Annotated in this window: 16 protein-coding genes; 8 read left to right on the forward strand and 8 right to left on the reverse strand. The window is 67.1% G+C overall.

Going from position 1 to position 19,154, the window contains the following annotated elements; translation table 11 throughout:
* The first annotated feature begins 287 nt into the window (after positions 1 to 287).
* The 5 genes from ACFVTD_RS08190 (at position 288) to ACFVTD_RS08210 (ending at position 4,912) form a co-directional block, all read left to right on the forward strand.
* Complete coding sequence (locus ACFVTD_RS08190; protein ID WP_387560719.1) at positions 288 to 1,400, forward strand: ABC transporter substrate-binding protein; 1,113 nt, start codon at positions 288 to 290, stop codon at positions 1,398 to 1,400.
* Positions 1,397 to 2,251: an ABC transporter permease gene (locus ACFVTD_RS08195; protein ID WP_387560722.1), complete on the forward strand. Its 855-nt coding sequence runs from the start codon at positions 1,397 to 1,399 to the stop codon at positions 2,249 to 2,251. Before ACFVTD_RS08190 ends, ACFVTD_RS08195 begins: the two co-directional genes overlap by 4 nt.
* Complete coding sequence (locus tag ACFVTD_RS08200) at positions 2,227 to 3,009, forward strand: ABC transporter ATP-binding protein (RefSeq protein WP_387560725.1); 783 nt, start codon at positions 2,227 to 2,229, stop codon at positions 3,007 to 3,009. Before ACFVTD_RS08195 ends, ACFVTD_RS08200 begins: the two co-directional genes overlap by 25 nt.
* A gap of 22 nt (positions 3,010 to 3,031) precedes the next feature.
* A complete protein-coding gene (locus tag ACFVTD_RS08205; RefSeq protein ID WP_387560728.1) occupies positions 3,032 to 4,399 on the forward strand; it encodes an LLM class flavin-dependent oxidoreductase in 1,368 nt (455 codons plus the stop codon).
* 90 nt (positions 4,400 to 4,489) lie between these two features.
* Entirely contained in the window at positions 4,490 to 4,912 is a 423-nt protein-coding gene (locus ACFVTD_RS08210; protein WP_387560731.1) for a universal stress protein, read from the forward strand.
* A gap of 87 nt (positions 4,913 to 4,999) precedes the next feature.
* On the opposite strand, the gene ACFVTD_RS08215 is transcribed toward ACFVTD_RS08210, so the two are convergent.
* From ACFVTD_RS08215 to ilvD, 5 genes are all read right to left on the reverse strand, one after another.
* Positions 5,000 to 5,395, reverse strand: a complete 396-nt coding sequence (locus ACFVTD_RS08215) for a cupin domain-containing protein (protein WP_387560734.1) — start codon at positions 5,393 to 5,395, stop codon at positions 5,000 to 5,002.
* 45 nt (positions 5,396 to 5,440) lie between these two features.
* Positions 5,441 to 6,658 (reverse strand): MFS transporter, encoded by a 1,218-nt coding sequence (locus tag ACFVTD_RS08220; protein WP_387560737.1) that lies wholly within the window; start codon positions 6,656 to 6,658, stop codon positions 5,441 to 5,443.
* Between the two features lie 71 nt (positions 6,659 to 6,729).
* Complete coding sequence (locus tag ACFVTD_RS08225; protein WP_387560740.1) at positions 6,730 to 7,623, reverse strand: DUF817 domain-containing protein; 894 nt, start codon at positions 7,621 to 7,623, stop codon at positions 6,730 to 6,732.
* Positions 7,616 to 8,437, reverse strand: coding sequence for an oxygenase MpaB family protein (locus tag ACFVTD_RS08230; RefSeq protein ID WP_387560743.1), 822 nt, complete (start codon positions 8,435 to 8,437; stop codon positions 7,616 to 7,618). Before ACFVTD_RS08230 ends, ACFVTD_RS08225 begins: the two co-directional genes overlap by 8 nt.
* 146 nt (positions 8,438 to 8,583) lie before the next feature.
* Positions 8,584 to 10,443 (reverse strand): dihydroxy-acid dehydratase, encoded by a 1,860-nt coding sequence (ilvD, locus tag ACFVTD_RS08235; protein ID WP_387560746.1) that lies wholly within the window; start codon positions 10,441 to 10,443, stop codon positions 8,584 to 8,586.
* An 85-nt stretch (positions 10,444 to 10,528) separates the two neighbouring features.
* On the opposite strand from ilvD, the gene ACFVTD_RS08240 reads away from it, so the two are divergent.
* The gene (locus ACFVTD_RS08240; protein ID WP_387560749.1) at positions 10,529 to 11,362 is read left to right on the forward strand and encodes a helix-turn-helix transcriptional regulator; all 834 of its coding nucleotides are present in this window, start codon (positions 10,529 to 10,531) and stop codon (positions 11,360 to 11,362) included.
* On the opposite strand, the gene ACFVTD_RS08245 is transcribed toward ACFVTD_RS08240, so the two are convergent.
* The 3 genes from ACFVTD_RS08245 to ACFVTD_RS08255 all read right to left on the reverse strand — a co-directional run bounded on the left by ACFVTD_RS08245 (position 11,359) and on the right by ACFVTD_RS08255 (position 15,267).
* Entirely contained in the window at positions 11,359 to 12,594 is a 1,236-nt protein-coding gene (locus ACFVTD_RS08245) for an amidohydrolase (RefSeq protein ID WP_387560752.1), read from the reverse strand. The genes ACFVTD_RS08240 and ACFVTD_RS08245 overlap by 4 nt on opposite strands.
* A 135-nt stretch (positions 12,595 to 12,729) precedes the next feature.
* Positions 12,730 to 13,677 (reverse strand): polysaccharide deacetylase, encoded by a 948-nt coding sequence (locus ACFVTD_RS08250; RefSeq protein WP_387560755.1) that lies wholly within the window; start codon positions 13,675 to 13,677, stop codon positions 12,730 to 12,732.
* A gap of 57 nt (positions 13,678 to 13,734) precedes the next feature.
* Entirely contained in the window at positions 13,735 to 15,267 is a 1,533-nt protein-coding gene (locus ACFVTD_RS08255) for a purine-cytosine permease family protein (protein ID WP_387560758.1), read from the reverse strand.
* 107 nt (positions 15,268 to 15,374) lie between these two features.
* Between ACFVTD_RS08255 and ACFVTD_RS08260 the strand changes: the two genes are divergently transcribed.
* Complete coding sequence (locus ACFVTD_RS08260) at positions 15,375 to 16,976, forward strand: PucR family transcriptional regulator (RefSeq protein ID WP_387560761.1); 1,602 nt, start codon at positions 15,375 to 15,377, stop codon at positions 16,974 to 16,976.
* A 192-nt stretch (positions 16,977 to 17,168) separates the two neighbouring features.
* On the forward strand, positions 17,169 to 19,154 hold a 1,986-nt coding region (locus ACFVTD_RS08265; protein ID WP_387560764.1), incomplete at its 3' end, for an Ig-like domain-containing protein.

Consider the following 19,154-nt stretch of genomic DNA (forward strand, 5'->3'; position numbering starts at 1 on the left):
TGGCGCCGCATTGCCTGCTTTGTCTCCAGGATGGCGCCATAAGTAGCGCCGTTGCGCAGGGTTTAGCGTCCGTTTCGTACTGGTGGCCATCGCCCGGGGACCCGTGCTTAGGTGTTTCCACGGCACCGGCCACGCCGCAGGCACCACCCCACAGACCCGCCAGTACGCACCACCCCGCAGCACCCGCACCCCGCCGTACGGGCGGACCCAACCACCCCTTCACGCCCGCCCGAGCACCCACACGGGCGCCGTCGTCGTACCCGGAATCCTCCATCGAAAGGAACACCATGTCCTTCCCGGCATCACCATCCCAGCTGAGCCACCGCGCAGCCTTTACCCGGCGCCGCGCCCTCGGCGCCCTCCTGGCTCTTCCCGCCGCCGGCCTGCTGGCTGCCTGCAGTGGAGCGGCAACAGCGGTCGGGCGGATCAGCCAGGGCGCCCTCGAACCGCTGGCGGCGGGCGTCCCCGCCGGCACCGCCATCAAGGTGGGCGATCCCAGCATCAAAGTGGCACTGGAACTCTCCGGACTGCTCAAGGATCTGGACGGTTTCACGGTGGAATTCGCCAACATCTCCGGCGGCCCGCAAACCACAGAGGCCTTTCGGGCCAACGCACTGGACGTCGGGTCCGTAGCGGACATCCCGCCCATCCATGCCACGTGGACCGGGCTGGACGTCCGCATCATCGCGGCCGGTTACCGGCAGGACGCCGTAAACCATCCCATTTACGAACTGGGCGTGGCGCCGGGAGCGGGCGTCGCGAAGCTCGAGGACCTCCGCGGCAGGAAGATCGCCTACAGCCCCGGCCAGGCGCAGGGTGCGCTGGTACTGCGGATCCTGGACAAGGCCGGGCTCAGGCAGGAGGACGTGAAGCTCGTGGAACTGCCCAGCACCGGCGACGCCTACGCCACCGCGCTGGCCAGCAGGCAGGTGGACGCGGCTCCCTTGGGCGGCGTCCAGATCAAGCGGTACCTGGCCAAGTACAAGGCCGACGGCGGCAGCACCATCCGCCACGGGCTGCGGGACGATCCCAGCCTCCTCTACTCCCCTGCCAAAGTCCTCGCCGATCCTGCCAAGGCTGCCGCCCTGGCCGCCTATGCAAAGGTGTGGGGCAAGGCGCAGCGCTGGATCGAGGACCACCCCGCGGAATGGCTGGACGGCTACTACGTCAAGGACCAGGGCCTGTCCCGCCAAGACGGCCAATACCTGATTGACGCCACCGGCAGGCGGGACCTGCCCACGTCCTGGACGGAGGCCATTGCCCGGCACCAGGACACCATCGACCTGCTGTCCCGCGAGCAGAAGAAACCGCAGCTTCAGGCAGTGGACCTGTACGACACCCGTTTTGAGGCCATCGCCGGGGATGCTTTTGCTTCCGCCGGAAAGGCAGGTGCAGCGTGAGCGCCGTACTGGACCGTCCCGTACCGGCCCCGCACCAGGATCCGGCGCTTGCCGATCGGGACGACGTGCGGCCCGCGGGCCGCAGGCTGGGGCCCGGACGACGGCGGCGGCTCGCCTGGGTGGGCCCGGTGGCCCTGCTCGCGCTCTGGACAGCCTCTTCCGCCACGGGGCTGCTTGACTCGCGGATCCTTTCCGAGCCGTGGACCGTTGTGGCCACCGCCGGCGAACTGATCTCCGACGGCCGGCTCCAGGAGAATCTGGCCATCTCCGCCCAGCGTGCGGGCTTGGGGCTGTTCTTCGGCATCGTGGTGGGAGCGGTCCTGGCCCTCTTGTCCGGGCTGAGCCGGGTAGGTGAAGCCCTGATCGACGGCCCCGTGCAGATCAAGCGCGCCATCCCGGGCCTGGCACTGATCCCGCTGCTCATCCTGTGGTTCGGGATCGACGAGACCATGAAGGTCCTCACCATCACCCTGGGCGTCTTTGTGCCCGTCTACCTGCAGACCCACGCCGGGCTGCGGGGCATCGACCTGCGGTTCGTGGAGCTCGCGCAAACCGTCGGCCTGGGCCGGGCCGGCTTCATCCGCAAGGTGGTACTTCCCGGGGCCCTGTCGGGGTTCTTCCTGGGCCTGCGCTTCGCGGTCACCGGCGCTTGGGTGTCCCTGGTGGTGGTGGAACAGATCAATGCCACCAGCGGCATCGGCTACATGATGGAGCTCGCCCGCACCTATGGCCAAACCAACATCATCGTCCTGGGGCTGGCCGTCTACGGCATCCTTGGCCTGATTTCCGACGCCCTTGTCCGCTTCATCGAACGAAAGGCCCTCTCATGGCAGCGCACGCTGGCGGGCTGACCGCCCTTGCCCCCGCACGTCCCGTCCCCTCGGCCGTATCCGTCCGTGGGCTCATCCGCGGCTTCGGCCCCAAAGGCGTGCTCAACGGCGTGGACCTGGACATCGCACCCGGCGAGTTCGTGGCCCTCCTGGGCCCCAGCGGCTGCGGCAAGAGCACCTTGCTGCGGGCCCTGGCCGGGCTGGACCACGACGTCCGCGGCAGCGGCGTCATCAGCGTGCCGGACCGCGTCTCCGTAGTCTTCCAAGACTCCCGGCTGCTGCCCTGGGACACCGTGCTGGGCAATGTCACCCTGGGCCTCCGGGAGCACGACGCCGGCGCCCGTGCCCGCAAGGCCCTCGCCGAGGTGGGGCTCGCCGGGCGGGAAAAGGCGTGGCCGCACCAACTTTCCGGCGGCGAACAGCAGCGCGTGGCGCTGGCCCGGTCCCTGGTCCGCGAGCCACAGCTGTTGCTGGCCGACGAGCCTTTCGGCGCGCTGGATGCATTGACCAGGATCAGGATGCACGGGCTGCTCAAGGACCTGGTTGCGGCCCACCGGCCAGCCGTCCTGCTGGTCACCCACGATGTTGACGAGGCCATTGCCTTGGCGGACCGGATCGTGGTCCTGGACCACGGCCGCATCGCCACCGTCCGGCCGGTGTCCGCCCGGATCCGGTCCTCTGCGGATGCCGCCGGGCATGAAGCCCTCCGCCGCGACCTTCTCACCGCGCTGGGCGTCAACGCCGCGCACACTGCTGAACCGGCCGCCGTCGGCCGCTGACCCTACCTGCAAGGAGCATGTCATGACATCGAAGCACCCATCCCAGCGCCAACTGCACCTCAACGCCTTCCTCATGAGCACCGGCCACCACGAAGCCTCATGGCGGCTGCCGGAGAGCGATCCGCACGCCAGCACCAACGTGGAGCACTACCGGCAGCTGGCACGCACCGCCGAACGCGGCAAGCTCGACTCGATTTTCTTCGCCGACTCCCCCGTCCTGTTCGGTGAGGTGGGCCGCCGGCCTGCCGGCAAGCTGGAACCCACCGTGCTGCTGACCGCCATCGCCGGCGCCACCGAGCGGATCGGGCTGATCGCCACCGCTTCCACCACTTACAACGAGCCATTCAACCTGGCCCGCCGCTTCGCCTCGGTGGACTGGGCCAGCGCCGGCCGTGCCGGCTGGAACGTGGTGACCACGGCCGGCCCGGACGCGGCGCGCAACTTCGGCGTGGATGACCAGCCGGCCCACGCGGTCCGGTACGAACGCGCTGCTGAATTCATCGAGGTGGCCCAGAAACTGTGGGACAGCTGGCAGGACGATGCCGTCCCCGCGGACAAGGCCGGGGGCGTTTGGGGCGACGCGGACAAGATCCAAACCATCGACCATGACGGCAAGCACTTCAAAGTCCGTGGACCACTCAATGTTCCCCGGTCACCCCAGGGGCACCCCCTGATCGTCCAGGCAGGTTCGTCCGAGGACGGCAAGGGCCTGGCCGCGAAGTACGCTGACGCGGTCTTCACCGCGCACCAGACCTTGGCCGACGCGCAGGAGTTCTACCGCGACTTGAAGGCACGCACCGCTGCCGCCGGCCGCGACCCGGAATCCATCAAGATCCTCCCGGGCATCGTGCCGGTCATCGGTGCCACCGGGAAGGAGGCGCTGGAACTGGAGCGTGAACTGGACAGGCTGATCAAGCCCGAATACGCCCGCATCCAACTGGCCAAGACCCTGCGCGTGGACCCCGGGGACCTCCCGCTGGACCGCCAGCTGCCGGACAACCTGCCTTCGGAAGACGAAATCGAAGGCGCCAAGAGCCGCTACACCCTGATCGTGCAGCTGGCCCGGCGGGAGCGGCTCACCGTGCGCCAGCTGATAGGCCGCCTCGGCGGCGGCCGCGGTCACCGCACGTTCACCGGCACGCCGGTCCAGGTGGCGGACGCCATCCAGGAATGGTTCGACGGCGGGGCCGCGGACGGTTTCAACATCATGCCGCCGGTGCTCCCCTCCGGGCTGGAAGCGTTCGTGGACCAGGTGGTGCCCATCCTGCAGGAACGCGGGCTTTTCCGGACAGAGTACGCCGGAAAGACGCTGCGGGAGCACTACGGGTTGGCCCGGCCCGGCAACAGGTATGCGGATGCTGCCGTACCCGGGCTGGCTGGGATCGGTTAAACCAAAGGCCGTGATACCCGTACTCCACGCGGGTACTCCTTAGACTGGCAGATGGACTTGAATGCCCGGATTATGCGAAGGAGCGAGTGAATGGCCAATGTAGTTGTAGTAGGTGTGGACGCCAGCCAGTCGGCGCGGAAGGCAGCGGAAGTGGCGCTGGACCTGGCCCAGTCGCTGGGAGCGTCGCTGCATGTGGTGACTGCCTTTGAAATGGAGAACGCCGAAACCTTCGGGGTGGGCTCGGACAAGGTGCGGATCTCCAACGCGGACAGCTCCGAGATCGTGGCAAAGTCCCTGGGTGCATCCCGGCCGGGAGTGGAAATTACCCACTTCGCCGCCCGCGGCAAGCCCGCCGATTCCCTCATCAAGGAAGCCGTCCGCCTGGACGCCCGCGTGATCGTGGTGGGCAACCGCAGGATGCGCGGCATCGGCCGGCTCCTGGGCAGCGTCGCCAACAGCGTGGCACACAACGCCCCGTGCGACGTCTACATCGCCAACACCTACGAGGACTGAGTCTCCCCGTTTACAAGGCAACGGAACGGACGACGGCGGAACCTCCCGCCGTCGTCCGTTCCGTTTTCCTTGAGGTACTGGGCCGGGTCAGGCGCCGTACTCCTCGTCGGTGACGTGATCGAGCCAGGTGACGACCTGGCCGTCAGCATCCGCTTCCTGCATGGCGATGTGCGCCATGAACCGCTCCTGGGTGGCGCCGTGCCAGTGCTCTTCCCCGGGTTCGATGTAGACAACGTCGCCGGGACGGATCTCCTGGATCTCCCCGCCCCGCCGCGCTACCAGGCCCACGCCGTCGGTGACGTAGAGGGTCTGGCCCTTGGGGTGGTGGTGCCAGGCGGTCCGGGCACCGGGGGCGAACCGGACATGGGCGCAGCCGATGGCCGACTGCCCGTCAGGGTTCCGGATGCCGTCGATCTGCACGGTCCCGGTGAACCATTCCTTGGGCCCGGCCGCGGTCTGGCCGCCGCTCCTGGTGTACTTCATGTTCTTCTCCTGTTGGTTGGGCTGGATTGAAACTTTTTTGGGCGGTCAGGCGGTCCGGTCCGTGACCCTGGCAGTCAGGTACGCGAGGAGCGACGAAACCGCAAGGATGGCTGCACCGGCCAGGAAGGCCCCGCCATAGCCGGCGGAGTCGAAGAGCACCCCGCCCAGCGTTGAGCCGACAGCGATCGACGTCTGGACCACGGCCACCATGAGGCCTCCGCCGGCTTCCGCATCATCCGGCATGGCTTCTGCTACCCAGCTCCACCAGCCCACCGGGGCGGACGTGGACATCAGTCCCCAGCAGCCCAGGAGAACCACGACGGCGGCTAGCCGGCCACCGGCGGGAACAAGGGCAGCGGCGATGACCGCCATCAGGGCCGGAATGGCCACCAAAGTCCGGTACAGGCCCTTCCCGAGGAAACGGCCGATCAGCATGGTGCCGGCAAAGCCCGCCACACCGATCACCAGCAGCACCAGGGACACCGTGGCCACGTCAACGCGGGTCACCGTCTCCAGGAACGGACGGATGTAGGTGAAGAGGACGAACTGCCCCATGAAGAAGGACCCGCAGGCGGCCATGCCCCAAGCGACGGTTCGGCTCTTGAATGCGGCGAAAATCCCGAACACGCTGCCCGTCACCCGCGACTGGACCGCCATTGACGGAAGGCTGATCCATTGCCAGGCCAGGGCGAGCACCGCCACCGGAACCAGGCAGAAGAACGCTCCACGCCAGCCGATGACCGATCCAAGGTAGCTGCCCAGGGGCGCAGCCAGGACGGTGGCCAGGGCGTTGCCGCCGTTGAAGATCGCCAAGGCACGCGGAACCTGGTGGGCCGGCACCAGCCGCATGGCTGTCGCTGCGGACATGGACCAGAACCCGCCGATCACCACGCCAATGAAGGCGCGGCCGACCATAAAGAGCAGGTATCCCGGGGCCATCGCCACCAGGGCTCCCGAGACCGCCATCAAGGTGGTCAGGCCCAAAAGAAGCGGCTTGCGGTTCATGGTGCCGGCCAACCTGGACACGGACAGGCTGGTGAGGACGGCAAACAGTCCTGAGATGGCAATGCCCTGGCCCACCATCCCCTCGGAGACCTGCAGTTCGGCGGCCATGGGAGTCAGCAGGCTGACCGGCATGAACTCGGACGCGATCAGCGCGAAGACGCACAGGGACATGGCGAAGACGCCGCCCCAGTGCGCGGGGTGCTGCGCGCCGGGGTTTTCGGGCGCGCTGGTATTGGTAAGAAGTGTCTCGGGGGCCATGGTTTCCATCAAACCGTGCCGCCGGAACCCTAGCGAGGGCCCTGCTGAAACGGGTTTTGCCAGACCCCCTTTTAGCGGTGCCCGGCGGGGCGAACCTCCCGGCGTCCGGCCTTCTCCGGCTCCGGCGGCCGCGGCTTGTAGACCCAGGCCACCAGCACCACCGAAATGATCATCAGCAGGAACCACGCCACGAGTTTTTCCAGGCCCACCGGATGCCAGCCGTCCACCTGGCTGGGGTACAGCCAGGCGCCGGACCACGTGGCGATGTTCTCGGCGAGCCAAATGAACAACGCCACCAGCAGGAAGGACACCACCAGGGGCATGCGGAACTCCCGCCGGAAGACGCGGAAGTGCATCACACAAGCGCCAAAGATGAGCACGACGGCGGCGAGCAGCACCCGGCGAAGGTCCCAGATGTAGTGGTGGGTGAAGAAGTTGGCGTAGATGGCCGCAGCAAGGACCGCGGTGACCCAGCGGCGCGGGTAGGCGGCGAAACGAAGGTCGAACAGCCGGTAGACGCGCACCATGTACGAGCCCACGGCGGCGTACATGAACCCGCTGAACAGCGGTACGGCGCCGATGCGCAGGACGCCTTCGGCCCCGTAGGACCAGGAACCCATATCGGTTTTGAACAGCTCCATCACCGTGCCCACCAGGTGGAACAGGACGATCACCCGCAGTTCCCGCAGCGTTTCGAGCTTGAACGCCACCATCAGAATTTGGATCACGACGGCGGCGACGGTCAGGAAGTCGTTGCGCGCCAGGCCTGCACCGTCCGGATACCAGAGCCTGGCCGCCATCAGCACGGCCAGGAGTGCGGCGCCGAAAATGCAGGCCCAGCCCTGTTTGAGTCCGAAAACCGTGAATTCAGTGAGCTTGGCCTTTGCACCATTGGCGGGGGCTGCGGCCAGGAAGCGGCGGGCACGTTCATCGATCCGCCGCTCTACAGGGGTGGAACTACGCACGGATGCCTTGGTGCTGCGCCGCCTGTGGACTCTTGCTTCGGAGGTCCTTTTCCAGTTCGGCCAGGCAGTAATCCTTGAACCAGTGCCTGATGCGCTGCGGCAGCATGGGGTAGGCCACCGCAAGGATGCGCCAGGTCCGGTCGTAGCGGCGTTGGTGGCGGTCGCTCCAGGGCAGCCCGAAATCCGTGCGCAACTGCTCCGGGAGGAGCCCTGCGGTGAGGAACCTCGCCGACGGCATGATGGCCCGGTACCAAAGGGCAGTGTGCTTGGGGAACAGCAGACCGCGGCCCACGCGCACGCCTTCCTCCTCGGCGTGGAGGGTGGCGACCTGGTCCTCCCAGTAGCGGCGGAAGGCCGCCCGGTCCTTGGGCCACATGTCCGGCGGAAGCTGCAGCGCGGTGCCGATCCGTGCGTAGTCCTGGTACATCGAGTCAGCGTCCTCGTCCTCGAGCGGGCCGTGGATCTTTTCGATGATGGTCAGTGCTGTGTCGTAAAGCGTGGCTGCCACCCAGAGCTGAAGCACCGGGTCGAAGGCGTTGTAGCCGCCGGACGATCCATCCTCCGGACGGCGTACCGGGACGTGGGCACGGTTGACCCTGCGCCGGACTTCCTTGACCTGCTCTTCGGTTCCGTACACCACGCCGTACACGTAGGTGAGCGTGCCCTTCAGCCGGTTGACGGGCCGTTGCGTGAACGTGCTGTGCGCCGCCACCCCGCGGCCAATCGCAGGGTTGGCCAGCTGCAGCAGGATGGCCCGTCCTGCCCCGGCGAGCAGGATGCCTTCTGCCCGGTAATCGGCAATTCCCTGCTCCATGGGAAAAGGCTACCGGAGTGCTGCAACACCGGGACGGGGACTTTTGGCCCGTCGTCGTGTGTGCCAGTCATCTGGCCGGCGTCGGCGTGCCCGGGCGGAGGAGGGCCGGAGGACCCGACCTGTTTCCTCCCCGCCCGGTGCGTGCGCTAGCGCTCCAGCAGGGACACGTCCCGGACGGCTCCCTTGTCCGCGGAGGTGGCCATCGCGGCGTACGCGCGCAGGGCGGCGGACACCTGCCGGTCCCGGTCCTTGGGCTTGTAGCCGCCGTTGATCAGCAGCTTTTCGCGGCGCTCGGCCAGGAGTTCATCCGAGACCTCCAGCTGCAGCGAGCGTTCGCTGATGTTGATGCTGATGATGTCGCCGTCCTCCACCAGTGCGATGGCGCCACCGGAGGCTGCCTCGGGAGAGATGTGCCCGATGGACAGGCCGGAGGTGCCGCCGGAGAAGCGGCCGTCGGTGATCAGGGCGCACTTCTTGCCCAGGCCGCGGCCCTTGAGGAAGGACGTCGGGTACAGCATTTCCTGCATGCCCGGACCACCCTTGGGGCCTTCGTAGCGGATCACCACCACGTCACCTTCCTTGATGGACTTGTTCAGGATCTTCTCCACGGCCTCGTCCTGGGACTCGCACACCACGGCTGGTCCGGAGAACGTCCAGATGGACTCGTCCACGCCGGCGGTCTTCACGACGGCGCCGTCGACGGCCACGTTGCCGCGGAGCACGGCCAGGCCGCCGTCCTTGGAGTACGCGTGCTCCACGGAGCGGATGCAGCCACCCTCGGCGTCGGTGTCCAGGGAGGTCCATTCGTTCGACTGCGAGAACGCTGTGGAGGACCGGACGCCGCCGGGGGCCGCGTGCCACAGGGCCTGCGCTTCCTCGGTGGCCTTGCCGCCGCGGATGTCCCAGTCGTCCAGCCAGCCGTCCAGGTCGTTGGAATGCACGGAGTGGACGTCCTTGTGCAAGAGGCCGCCGCGGTTCAGCTCGCCCAGTAGGGCGGGGATTCCGCCGGCACGGTGCACATCCTCCATGTAGTAGGTCTTGTCCTTGGCCACGTTGGGTGCCACCTTGGCCAGGCAGGGCACCTGGCGGGACTTGGCGTCCATCTCTGCCAGGCCGTAGTCCACACCGGCCTCCTGGGCCGCGGCCAGCAGGTGCAGGATGGTGTTGGTGGACCCACCCATGGAGATGTCCAGCGCCATGGCGTTATCGAACGCCTTGGCGGTGGCGATGGAGCGGGGCAGCACCGACTCGTCGTCGCCGTCGTAATAGCGCTTGACGAGCTCGACGACGGTAGCGCCCGCTTTCTCGTACAGCGCCTTTCGGGCGGTGTGGGTGGCCAGCACGGAGCCGTTGCCCGGCAGGGACAGGCCGATGGCCTCGGTCAGGCAGTTCATCGAGTTGGCGGTGAACATGCCGGAGCAGGAACCGCAGGTGGGGCAGGCGTTCTCTTCGATGAGGTTGATGTCGGCGTCGGAGATGGACTCGTCCACGGCGTCGGCGATCGCGTTCACCAGGTCCAGGGAGCGGACGGAACCGTCGGTGAGGGTAACGCGGCCGGCTTCCATGGGGCCGCCGGAGACGAAGACCACGGGGATGTTCAGGCGCAGTGCGGCCATGAGCATGCCGGGGGTGATCTTGTCGCAGTTGGAAATGCACACCAGGGCGTCGGCGCAGTGGGCGTTGACCATATACTCCACTGAGTCGGCGATCAGGTCGCGGGACGGCAGCGAGTAGAGCATGCCGGAGTGGCCCATGGCGATGCCGTCATCCACGGCGATGGTGTTGAACTCGCGCGGCACGGCGCCGGCGGCGAGGATCGCGTCGGAGACGATCCGGCCCACGGGGGCGAGGTGGGTGTGGCCGGGGACGAACTCGGTGAAGGAGTTGGCCACGGCAATGATCGGCTTGCCGATGTCGGAGTTGGCAACACCGGAGGCACGCAGCAGTGCGCGGGCTCCGGCCATGTTGCGGCCGTGGGTGACTGTTTTTGAGCGAAGTGCAGGCATGATTACCATCCTGCTGGTTCGGCGCATTGGGTGGAAGACAGCGCTGCTACTAGTAGTAGGAGTACCAGAGTAATAGTATTTTGAGGTGAACAATCCCGGACGGCGCAAGGAACTCGGCCTCTTCCTGCGGGCCAGGCGCGACCAGGCGCTGCGGGCGGATTACGGCCTGCCACCCGTGGGCCGCACCCGTGAGCGGGGGCTCCGCCGCGAGGAGGTGGCGTTCCTTTCCGGGGTCAGCGTCACTTGGTACACGTGGCTGGAGCAGGGCCGGGACATCAGCCCTTCCCGCCAGGTCCTGGAGGCCATCAGCCGCGCATTGCATCTATCCAGCACCGGCCTGGGCTACGTCCTGTCGCTGGGTGGCTACGCCTCCGCAACACCGGCTGTCCCGGCGGCCGATTCCGCCCCGCCCCACATCCAGCGCCTCTTGGACGCCCTTGATCCGAACCCGTCCTTCGCCCTGTTTCCGGATTGGGGCGTGGCCGGGTGGAACACGGCCTACGCGGCGCTGTATCCCAATATCGCCAATGTACCGGCGGCCGACCGGAACCTGTTGTGGCTGGTATTCACCGACCCGTACGTCCGGAACCTCCTTCCGGACTGGGACACCACCAGCAAACGGTTCCTGGCCGAGTTCCGGGCCGAAACCGGGCAGCGGCTGGGCGATCCGGACATCCAGTACCAGGTGGAGCGGCTCAAGGAAGCGAGCCCGGAGTTCCGGGCGGGCTGGGACCTGTACGACATCCTGGGTTTCGAGTCCCGGGAGCGCCTGTTCCACCATCCCGCGGTGGGGGTGCTCCAGCTGGAACACCACCAGGTGTCCCCGTCAGACCGGCCGGACCTGCACATCGTGGTGTACACGCCGGCGCCCGGCAGCGATGCCGCGGAACAGATGCAGTCCCTGATGGCGGGGGCCTAGCCCGGCTGCGCCGCGAGGAAGGCGAGCGCGGCCGCAGCCTGGGCCCGGGTGGCCACGCCGAGGGTGGAATCCACTGCCGGCAGGAAGAACGGCGAGTGGTTGGCCGGGATGTCGGCGTCCACCGTGCCGTTCGCCACCGCCTGCCGGTAGGTTTCCGGCGGCACGGAGCCCACTACCCAGTACACGTACGGAATGCCGAAGGCGTCGGGGATCCGGCTGAAGTCCTCGGACGCTGTCTGCGGGGCAGTGCGGTAGACGGCATCCGCGCCGAAGGCCGCTGTGAAGGCTGCGGTGACCCGGCCGTTGGCTTCCGGGTCGTTGCTGGTCAGCGGGTACTGGTCGTAGTACTCGAACTCCGGTTCCTGCGGCGAGCCGGCAACTGCACACTCACCCCGGACGATCCGCTCGATCGCCGCCATGATGGCGGTCCGCAAGTCAACGTCGTAGGTGCGGAGGTTGAGCAGCAGCTGGGCCCGGTCCGGGATGATGTTGGCCGTGGCGCCCGCCTGCACGGACCCAACGGTCAGCACCGCGAACTTCCCCGGCATGGTTTCACGGGACACCACGGTCTGGAGGCGGAGGACGATCGAGGCGGCAAGCACCACCGGATCAACCGCCTTGTGCGGCATCGAGCCGTGGGCGCCCCGGCCGTGGACAGTGATCCGGACTGAATCACCTGCCGAGAGGATGGGACCTGCCGTGGTGCCGATGGTTCCCGCCTCGGTGGGCATGACGTGCTGGGCCAGCGCCACGTCCGGCCGCGGGATCCCGGCGGCCAGGCCGTCGTCGAGCATTGCCTGGGAGCCCGCAGCCGTTTCCTCCGCCGGCTGGAAGAGGGCGGTGTAGGTTCCCCGCCAGGCGTCCCGATGGTCGGCGAGGTACTTGGCCGCCCCGAGCAGGGCCACGACGTGCATATCGTGCCCGCAGGCGTGCATCACGCCCGGGTTGGCTGAGGCATAGCTTGCTCCTGTTGCCTCGGTGACCGGAAGGGCGTCCATGTCCGCGCGGGCCAGGACGCCATGGCCCGTCCCATTGGCAAGCACACCCACCACCCCGGTACCGCCAAAGTGCCGGACGTCGTAGCCCCAGGCGGTCAGCTTCTCCGCAACCGCTGCGGAGGTCTGGTGTTCGGCGAGGCCGAGTTCGGGATTCCGGTGGAGCTGTTCATAGAGCGGGACCTGCCAGTCCAGCTCCTGCCCGATGCCGTCCGCAACGTTGTTTGCCGGTTCCATGTGAAGGCTCCTTCCGGCCGGCGGCAGCCAGCCCTCCCGGCCACCATAGGCAGCACCGGCGGATGGTGTCCATGGGCAACCAAAAGCGGCCGGCGGCGGGAAATCCCGCCGCCGGCCGCTTCTTGCCCTCGGACGTTAGGCCAGCACCCCCTGCCGCACCACGGCCGGCTTGAACTGTGCACCCGCGCCCGGGAATACCGGCACCTCGATCCGCGCGTGGGTGTGGACCTCGGTGACCGTGGCCTTGGTGTGCCGGGCAATGTTCTCCATGGTGGTTACCCACATGCCATCCATTGCCTTCACCCGCTCCATGAGTTGCTCCAGCGCCACGGCCTTGGAGGGCCGCCCGGAGATGAACGGGTGGTTGGTGAGGACGAAGCAGCTGCCCTGGGAATGGTGGGCCTCGGCTTCAAGCGTCCACATTTCCAGGACCTTGGCCGGGCTCTCGATCACGCCGCTGCCCGTAACGCCCGGGTAGAAGGCGTACTGCTCCCAGTCGTCCAGGGTCCAGTCCACCGGGATCTCCACGATGTCCCGGGGATCATCGGCGGCGACGGCGAAGCGGTAGGGGGCATCGCCGTCGAGCAGGCTCGAATCGTAGAGGAAGCCCCGGTCCGCCAGGAGTCCCGGTGAGTGCCAGTTCAGTTCCCACCACGGTGCGCGGTAGCCCACGGGTCGGACGCCTGCGACTTTGGCCAGCGCCTCCAGGCCGCGGTCAATGTAGCTGGCCTCGGTGGCGGCGTCGATGCCCTGCATGGGCTCGTGCAGGTAGCCGTGGTGGGCCACCTCATGCCCGCCGTCAACAATCTGCCGGACCACGTCGGGGTAGGACTCGGCGGTGAAACCCGGGATGAAGAAGGTGGCCTGGATGTCCTGGCGGGCCAGGATGGCCAGCAGCCGGGGCACTGCGATCTTGGGGCCGTAGGACTGGTGGCTCATCAGCGACATGCGCCGGGTGCTGGTGGGATCGTGGGCGATGGTGCAGGATTCGGCGTCCACGTCGAAAGTGAAGGAAGCTGCAGCCATGAAGCCTTCGGGCCAGGTGATGGGGTGCAGGGGGTCCGCGATGGCGGGCTTGTTCACGGGAAATCCTTTCGGCGGGCGCTGTGGGCGCCCGCCAGGTTCTACGGGATGGTGAGCTTAGAGGGAGGGAAGGGCAGGCGTGCTCTCCGCCGTCGGGCTCTCTTCTTCAGCTGCCGTCCGGGGCTCGAGGGCCAGGTAGCGGATGTGCTGGCGCGGGCCGAGGATGGCGTACACCCCGGCGCTGGTCAGTCCACCGGCCAGCCAGGACAGGTCCCAGCCGCCCAGGGCCACGGCGATGGGGCCCTGCATGATGGGGATCAGGCCGTACATGAACAGCCACGTTGCGAAGATCCCGGCCACAAGGGAGATGACGCCGGCGAAGTTGACCACCGGCAGCCGCTTGGTGCCGACGCCGTCGAACAGACGGTCGGTGCCGCCCGGCCAGCGCTTCTCGAGCCAGAAGTAGTGCACCAGCATGATTCCGCCCCAGGCGGCCACCCAGGCCACCAGGCCGATCAGCCAGGCGTCGAGTACCGCGGCGAAGTCCTCCTGGAAGATGAAGAAGACGACGGCGGCGAGCGAGAAGACGCCGACGAACAGGTTCAGCTTGCGGCGGCTGATGGAGATGTCCAGGGCCTGGGTGGCCACGGAGAAGGTGTAGATGTTCAGGATGTTGGTGGCAATGGGTCCGTGGAGCACCATCAGCAGCACTGGCAGTGCCATGGCGCCGAAGTTCAGGACGATCAGCTTGCCGGGATCGATCTCGCCGCTGTTGGTGGCGAGGCTGGCGCCCAGGACACCGAGCCACACCACGGGGATGAACTGTCCCAGGACTGAAGCGAGGTAGACCTTTTTCTTGGGGACGCTGGTGCTGACGAACCGGGAGTAGTCCGCGGCGTAGGTGAACCAGGTGATGCCCCAGCCGATGCCGATGGCGGTCATGACGGCGCTCATGGCGGCGATGCGCTCGGAGCCTTCCAGGACGGCGCCGGCAGGACCGGCGTAGCTCCAGTCGATGTCCATGCCGAACCAGGCCACGGCAGACATGACGGCCAGGATGAGGATGGTGGGCGGTACGGTCCATTTCTCAAAGGCGGCAATCGCCTTGTAGCCGAACCAGGCGATGGCCACCTGGAGCGCCATGATGAAGGTGGCGACGCCGATCTTCCAGCCGTAGTTGGGGGCGTCCGGGTCAACCCAGCCGAGGGTTCCGAAGAGTGCCATGACCAGGTCCAGGATGATCCAGGTGTTCACCGCGCACCAGCCGATGACCAGCAGGGCCTGGATGGCGGCGGGCAGGTAGTTGCCGCGCCGGCCGAATGCCGCCCGGGCCAGGACCATGCCGGTGGCTCCGGTCTTCTGGCCCAGGAGGACGAAGCAGCCGAAGAGCAGCATGCCGATCAGGTTGCCCAGCACCAAGACGGTGATGGTGTCCGCGAGCCCGAGTCCCAGCTGGATACCGAGTGCCCCCAGCACCCAGTTGATGGGTGCCAGGTTGGCGCCGGCCCAGATCCAGAACTGTCCGGATACCTTGCGTGTACGTGCTGATTCGGGAATGGGCTGCAGCCAGGCTTCGTGGTCCACGGCGTTGTGGTCCTGCGTGGCCTGGGCAGGCTGGCCGTGCGTGGCTGTTGAAAGCTTTTCTTGCATGGGGGCCTCCGTGAGGTGGATAAGTACAAACAAGGCTATGTGGCCCTCATCACAAGCAACAAGATACAATCTGTCTAGCAGAATCTCCTATTACGTTACGGACTGTCGTGTCAGTATTCCTTGGCGAAATACTCGCCCACCCCGCCCTTGCCGCTGCCGATCCCTTGGTCCACCCGGAAGGGGCCATGGCAGATGCGCAGCCGGTCCGCTGGGTCCACTCCAGTGAGGTGTTGGACATCGCTCCCCTGCTCCGTGGCGGTGAACTGCTGCTCTGCGGCGGGATCACGCTGGCCACCGCCACCCCGGCCAGACGCGGGGACTACGTCCGTGAGCTGGCGCAGCGCGGCGTTGCTGCGCTGGCCATCGAGACCGGCGGTGCACTGCCGGAAATCCCTGCCGACATGCTGCAGAAGGCGGAGGAATACGGCCTTCCCGTGGTGGAACTGCGCAAGGTGGTCCCGTTCGTCGGCGTCATGCAGGCGATTAATTCCATGCTGGTCAGCGAGTCCGTGGGGCACCTGCAGCAGGCAGATGCTGCGACGCGCGCCATGGCGTCCGAACTCGCCCACGGTGCGGCACTGGACAAGATCCTCGGCGTGCTGGCAGGCATTACCGGCTCGGCAGTGAAGCTCACCTCCCCGTGGGGAGTGACCATGGGCAGCGCGGCGCCGGAGGGTTGGAGCAACGGGGTGGGCGCGGAAGCCGGAGACGGAATGGCGGACGGCGACGGCACGGGGCCAGGCGGGCACGGCGGCTTCTACCCGGTGGCCGGCGGAACGGTGATCACCGTGGACATCCCCGTGCGCGGGGTCCTGATGGGGCGGCTGGAGGTGCATGTGCCCGATGTTGCGGACACGGCCCTTGCGCAGGTGGCCGGAGAACGGGCCGTGGACATCCTGGGCCTGGCACTGCTGCAGCACACACCCCCGGGGCTGCATGCCCTCGCAGGTGCCGAACTGATGCGGGCCGTGCTCAATGCTGCGCCGGAGTGGCGCCTGGAGCAGTTGGCCCCCGCTGCGGGTTTCCCCACCGACTCCCCCGCCGTGGTGGCGGCGATCCACGCGGCCGCACCGCAGGAGCTGCGCGGCGCCGTCGAGAACTTCCTGAGCTCGCAGCGGATCCCGTGCGCCGCCTACCTGGACGACACCGAATTGGTGGTGATGATCGGGCTGCCATGCACCGAAACTGCCGGTGAGAGGCGCCAGCTCCTGGAATCCCTCCGGAACCTGGAGGGTGACCACGATGCCGTGATAGCCGTGGGCCCGCTGGCGGGCATGGTTGCGGAGGCGGCCTGGTCCCTGGCGGAAGCGCGGCGTGCGCTGGAGGTACGGCAGATCCAGCGCCGGAACGCCTCGGCCCGCAGGCGGCACCCGGCACATGGCTTGGTGGTGCTGGACGCCCAGGACACAGCCGTGGAAAGCCTGGCCCTTACCTGCCTGGATGCCTCATCCCGGGAGTCGTTCGTCAGCCGGCAGTTGCGGGCGGTCCTGGAACACGATGCGCAGCGCCAGTCCCAGCTGCTCGAGACCCTGCAGGTGTGGCTCGACTCCGGCTGCAACACCGCGCAGTCGGCACGCGAACTGCACTTGGAGCGGCAGTCGATGCACCACCGGCTGCAGCGGATTTTCGACCTGTGCGGCGGCGATCCGCGCGGCACCGGGCGGCTGGCGGCCCTGCATCTGGCGGCGCGGATGGCCGGGCTGCCCTGACCTTGGACGGGCGCCGCAGATCGGCTTCGGCCGTCGGCCGGGGGTAGCCAGCGGCAGGCTATAGGGGCACAAATTAGGGGGTGCCCGGAATTGTTTTAGGTACCCCCAGCAACAACACTGATCGGATCAGGAATCGGTGGCGGCTTCACCTTGGGGGCTAAATTGAAAAAGAATCCGTTTTTCCGTGGTTTGTTGACAGCGGCGTTGATCGCCCTGGGTGTGCTGGTGGCACCGGTGCCGGTATCCGCAGCGACAGGCGATGTCGGCGTTGAAGGTCCGTCGCATACCGGGACCGCAACCCCCACAGGCACCAAGCGCGCCACGAGCGTGTTGTGGTTCAACGACGGATCCTGGTGGGGGAACTTGTGGGACACGTCCTCCTCCAGGTTCCACATCTTCAGGTTCGACGCAGCCACGGGTTCCTGGGTGGATACCGGTGTGGCGACGGAGTCGCGGGCCAACACGCATCACGACGTGCTGTGGGACGGGAAGACGCTCTACGTTGCAAGCTACCGGTTCGTGAACGATGAACTGCCGGCTGAGCCCAATTTCCCAACAACGATGCGCCGTTACAGCTACGACGCTGGCACCGGGAAGTACACGCTGCTGGGTTCCAGCCAGATCAACAACTCCAAAGTCGAAGTCCTGACCATCGACAAGGACTCCACCGGCAGGGTCTGGTCCACCTGGCAGGAGGACAACAAGATCTACCTGAACGTGACGGCCACGGACGGCAAGACGTGGGGCACCCCGTTCCAGGTTCCGGGATCGATGAGCAACGTGTCGGTGGATGACACGTCGGCGGTGATTTCCTTCGACGGGAAAATCGGCGTGATGTGGAGCAGGCAGATGGGGGACTCCACCGATGGAATGTACTGGAGCTACCACGTCGACGGCGCCTCGACGGCGGCCTGGAGCACTCCCGTGGCTGCGGTGTCCGGGCAGCGCAGCAGCGATGACCACATGAACCTGAAGTGGCTGGATTCCTCCGGCGGACGCGTTTTCGCAGCGATCAAGACCTCGTACACCTCCCCATCGCAGCCCCTCATCCAGCTGCTGTCCCTAAGCGGCACAACATGGTCTGCGCATACGATCGCCACCGTCGGCGAATGCCCCAACCGGGTGATCGTCATGATTGATGAGAGCACCCAAAAGCTGCGTACCTTCGCCACCTATCCCAAGCCTTCGGGCACCACCGACGCCGGCGTCTGCACCGCCTCGGGCGGGGCAATCTACGAGAAGTCCACTCCCCTGGACAAGATCAGCTTCACCACCACCAAGACGGCCCGGATCGTCGATGCCGACCAGTTCGTGCACAACGTGACGTCGACGAAGCAGAACGTCAACAGCGCTGCCTGGGGCACCGCCGACAGCGGCCTCCTGCTGCTGGCTGATGCCAATGCCACCAGCCAGTACTGGCACTACTACGACCCTACCGGTGGTGGCAGTGACACCGCGGCTCCGACCGTGACGGCCACGTCTCCCGCCGCGGCTGCGACCGGCGTGGCAGTGACAGCCAACGTGACGGGCACGTTCTCGGAGGCCATGGACGCCTCCACAATCACAGCGGACACGTTCACGTTGACCAACGGAACGTCTGCGGTGACCGCTGCAGTGTCCTACGGCTCCTCCGGCAAAGTCGCAACCCTTAACCCTGACGCCGACCTTGCAGCGGGGACCAAGTACACCGCCACGATCAAGGGCGGCACCAACGGTGTGAAGGACGTGGCCGGCAACGCCCTGGCCGCGGACAAGACGTGGACTTTCACCACGGCAGCGTCCGCGCAGACTCCCATTGCGGAAAAGGCGGCGTCTCTCAATGGTGCGCTCGGGGCTGCCGTCACCCCGGAGGTGTACGGCCTCAAGGACAACGGCGGGTACCAGTGCTTTGAACGCGGATGCATCCTCTACTCGCCGGCGTCCGGGGCCCACGTATCAACTGGTGCTATTCGTGCATTTTGGGCAACTACCGGATTCGAAAACGGCAGGCTCGGCTACCCCGTGACCGACGAAGTGGGCGGGCTCAAGGACGGCGGCGTGTACCAGAATTACCAGGGCGGGACCGTCATCTGGTCGCCGGCAACAGGCGCCCACATCACCACCGGCGCGATCGGTGCCGCCTGGGCAGCTGCCGGGTTCGAAAACGGCAGGCTCGGCTACCCCGTGACCGACGAAGTG

Source organism: Pseudarthrobacter sp. NPDC058119, assembly GCF_042884655.1.
Lineage (GTDB): Bacteria > Actinomycetota > Actinomycetes > Actinomycetales > Micrococcaceae > Arthrobacter.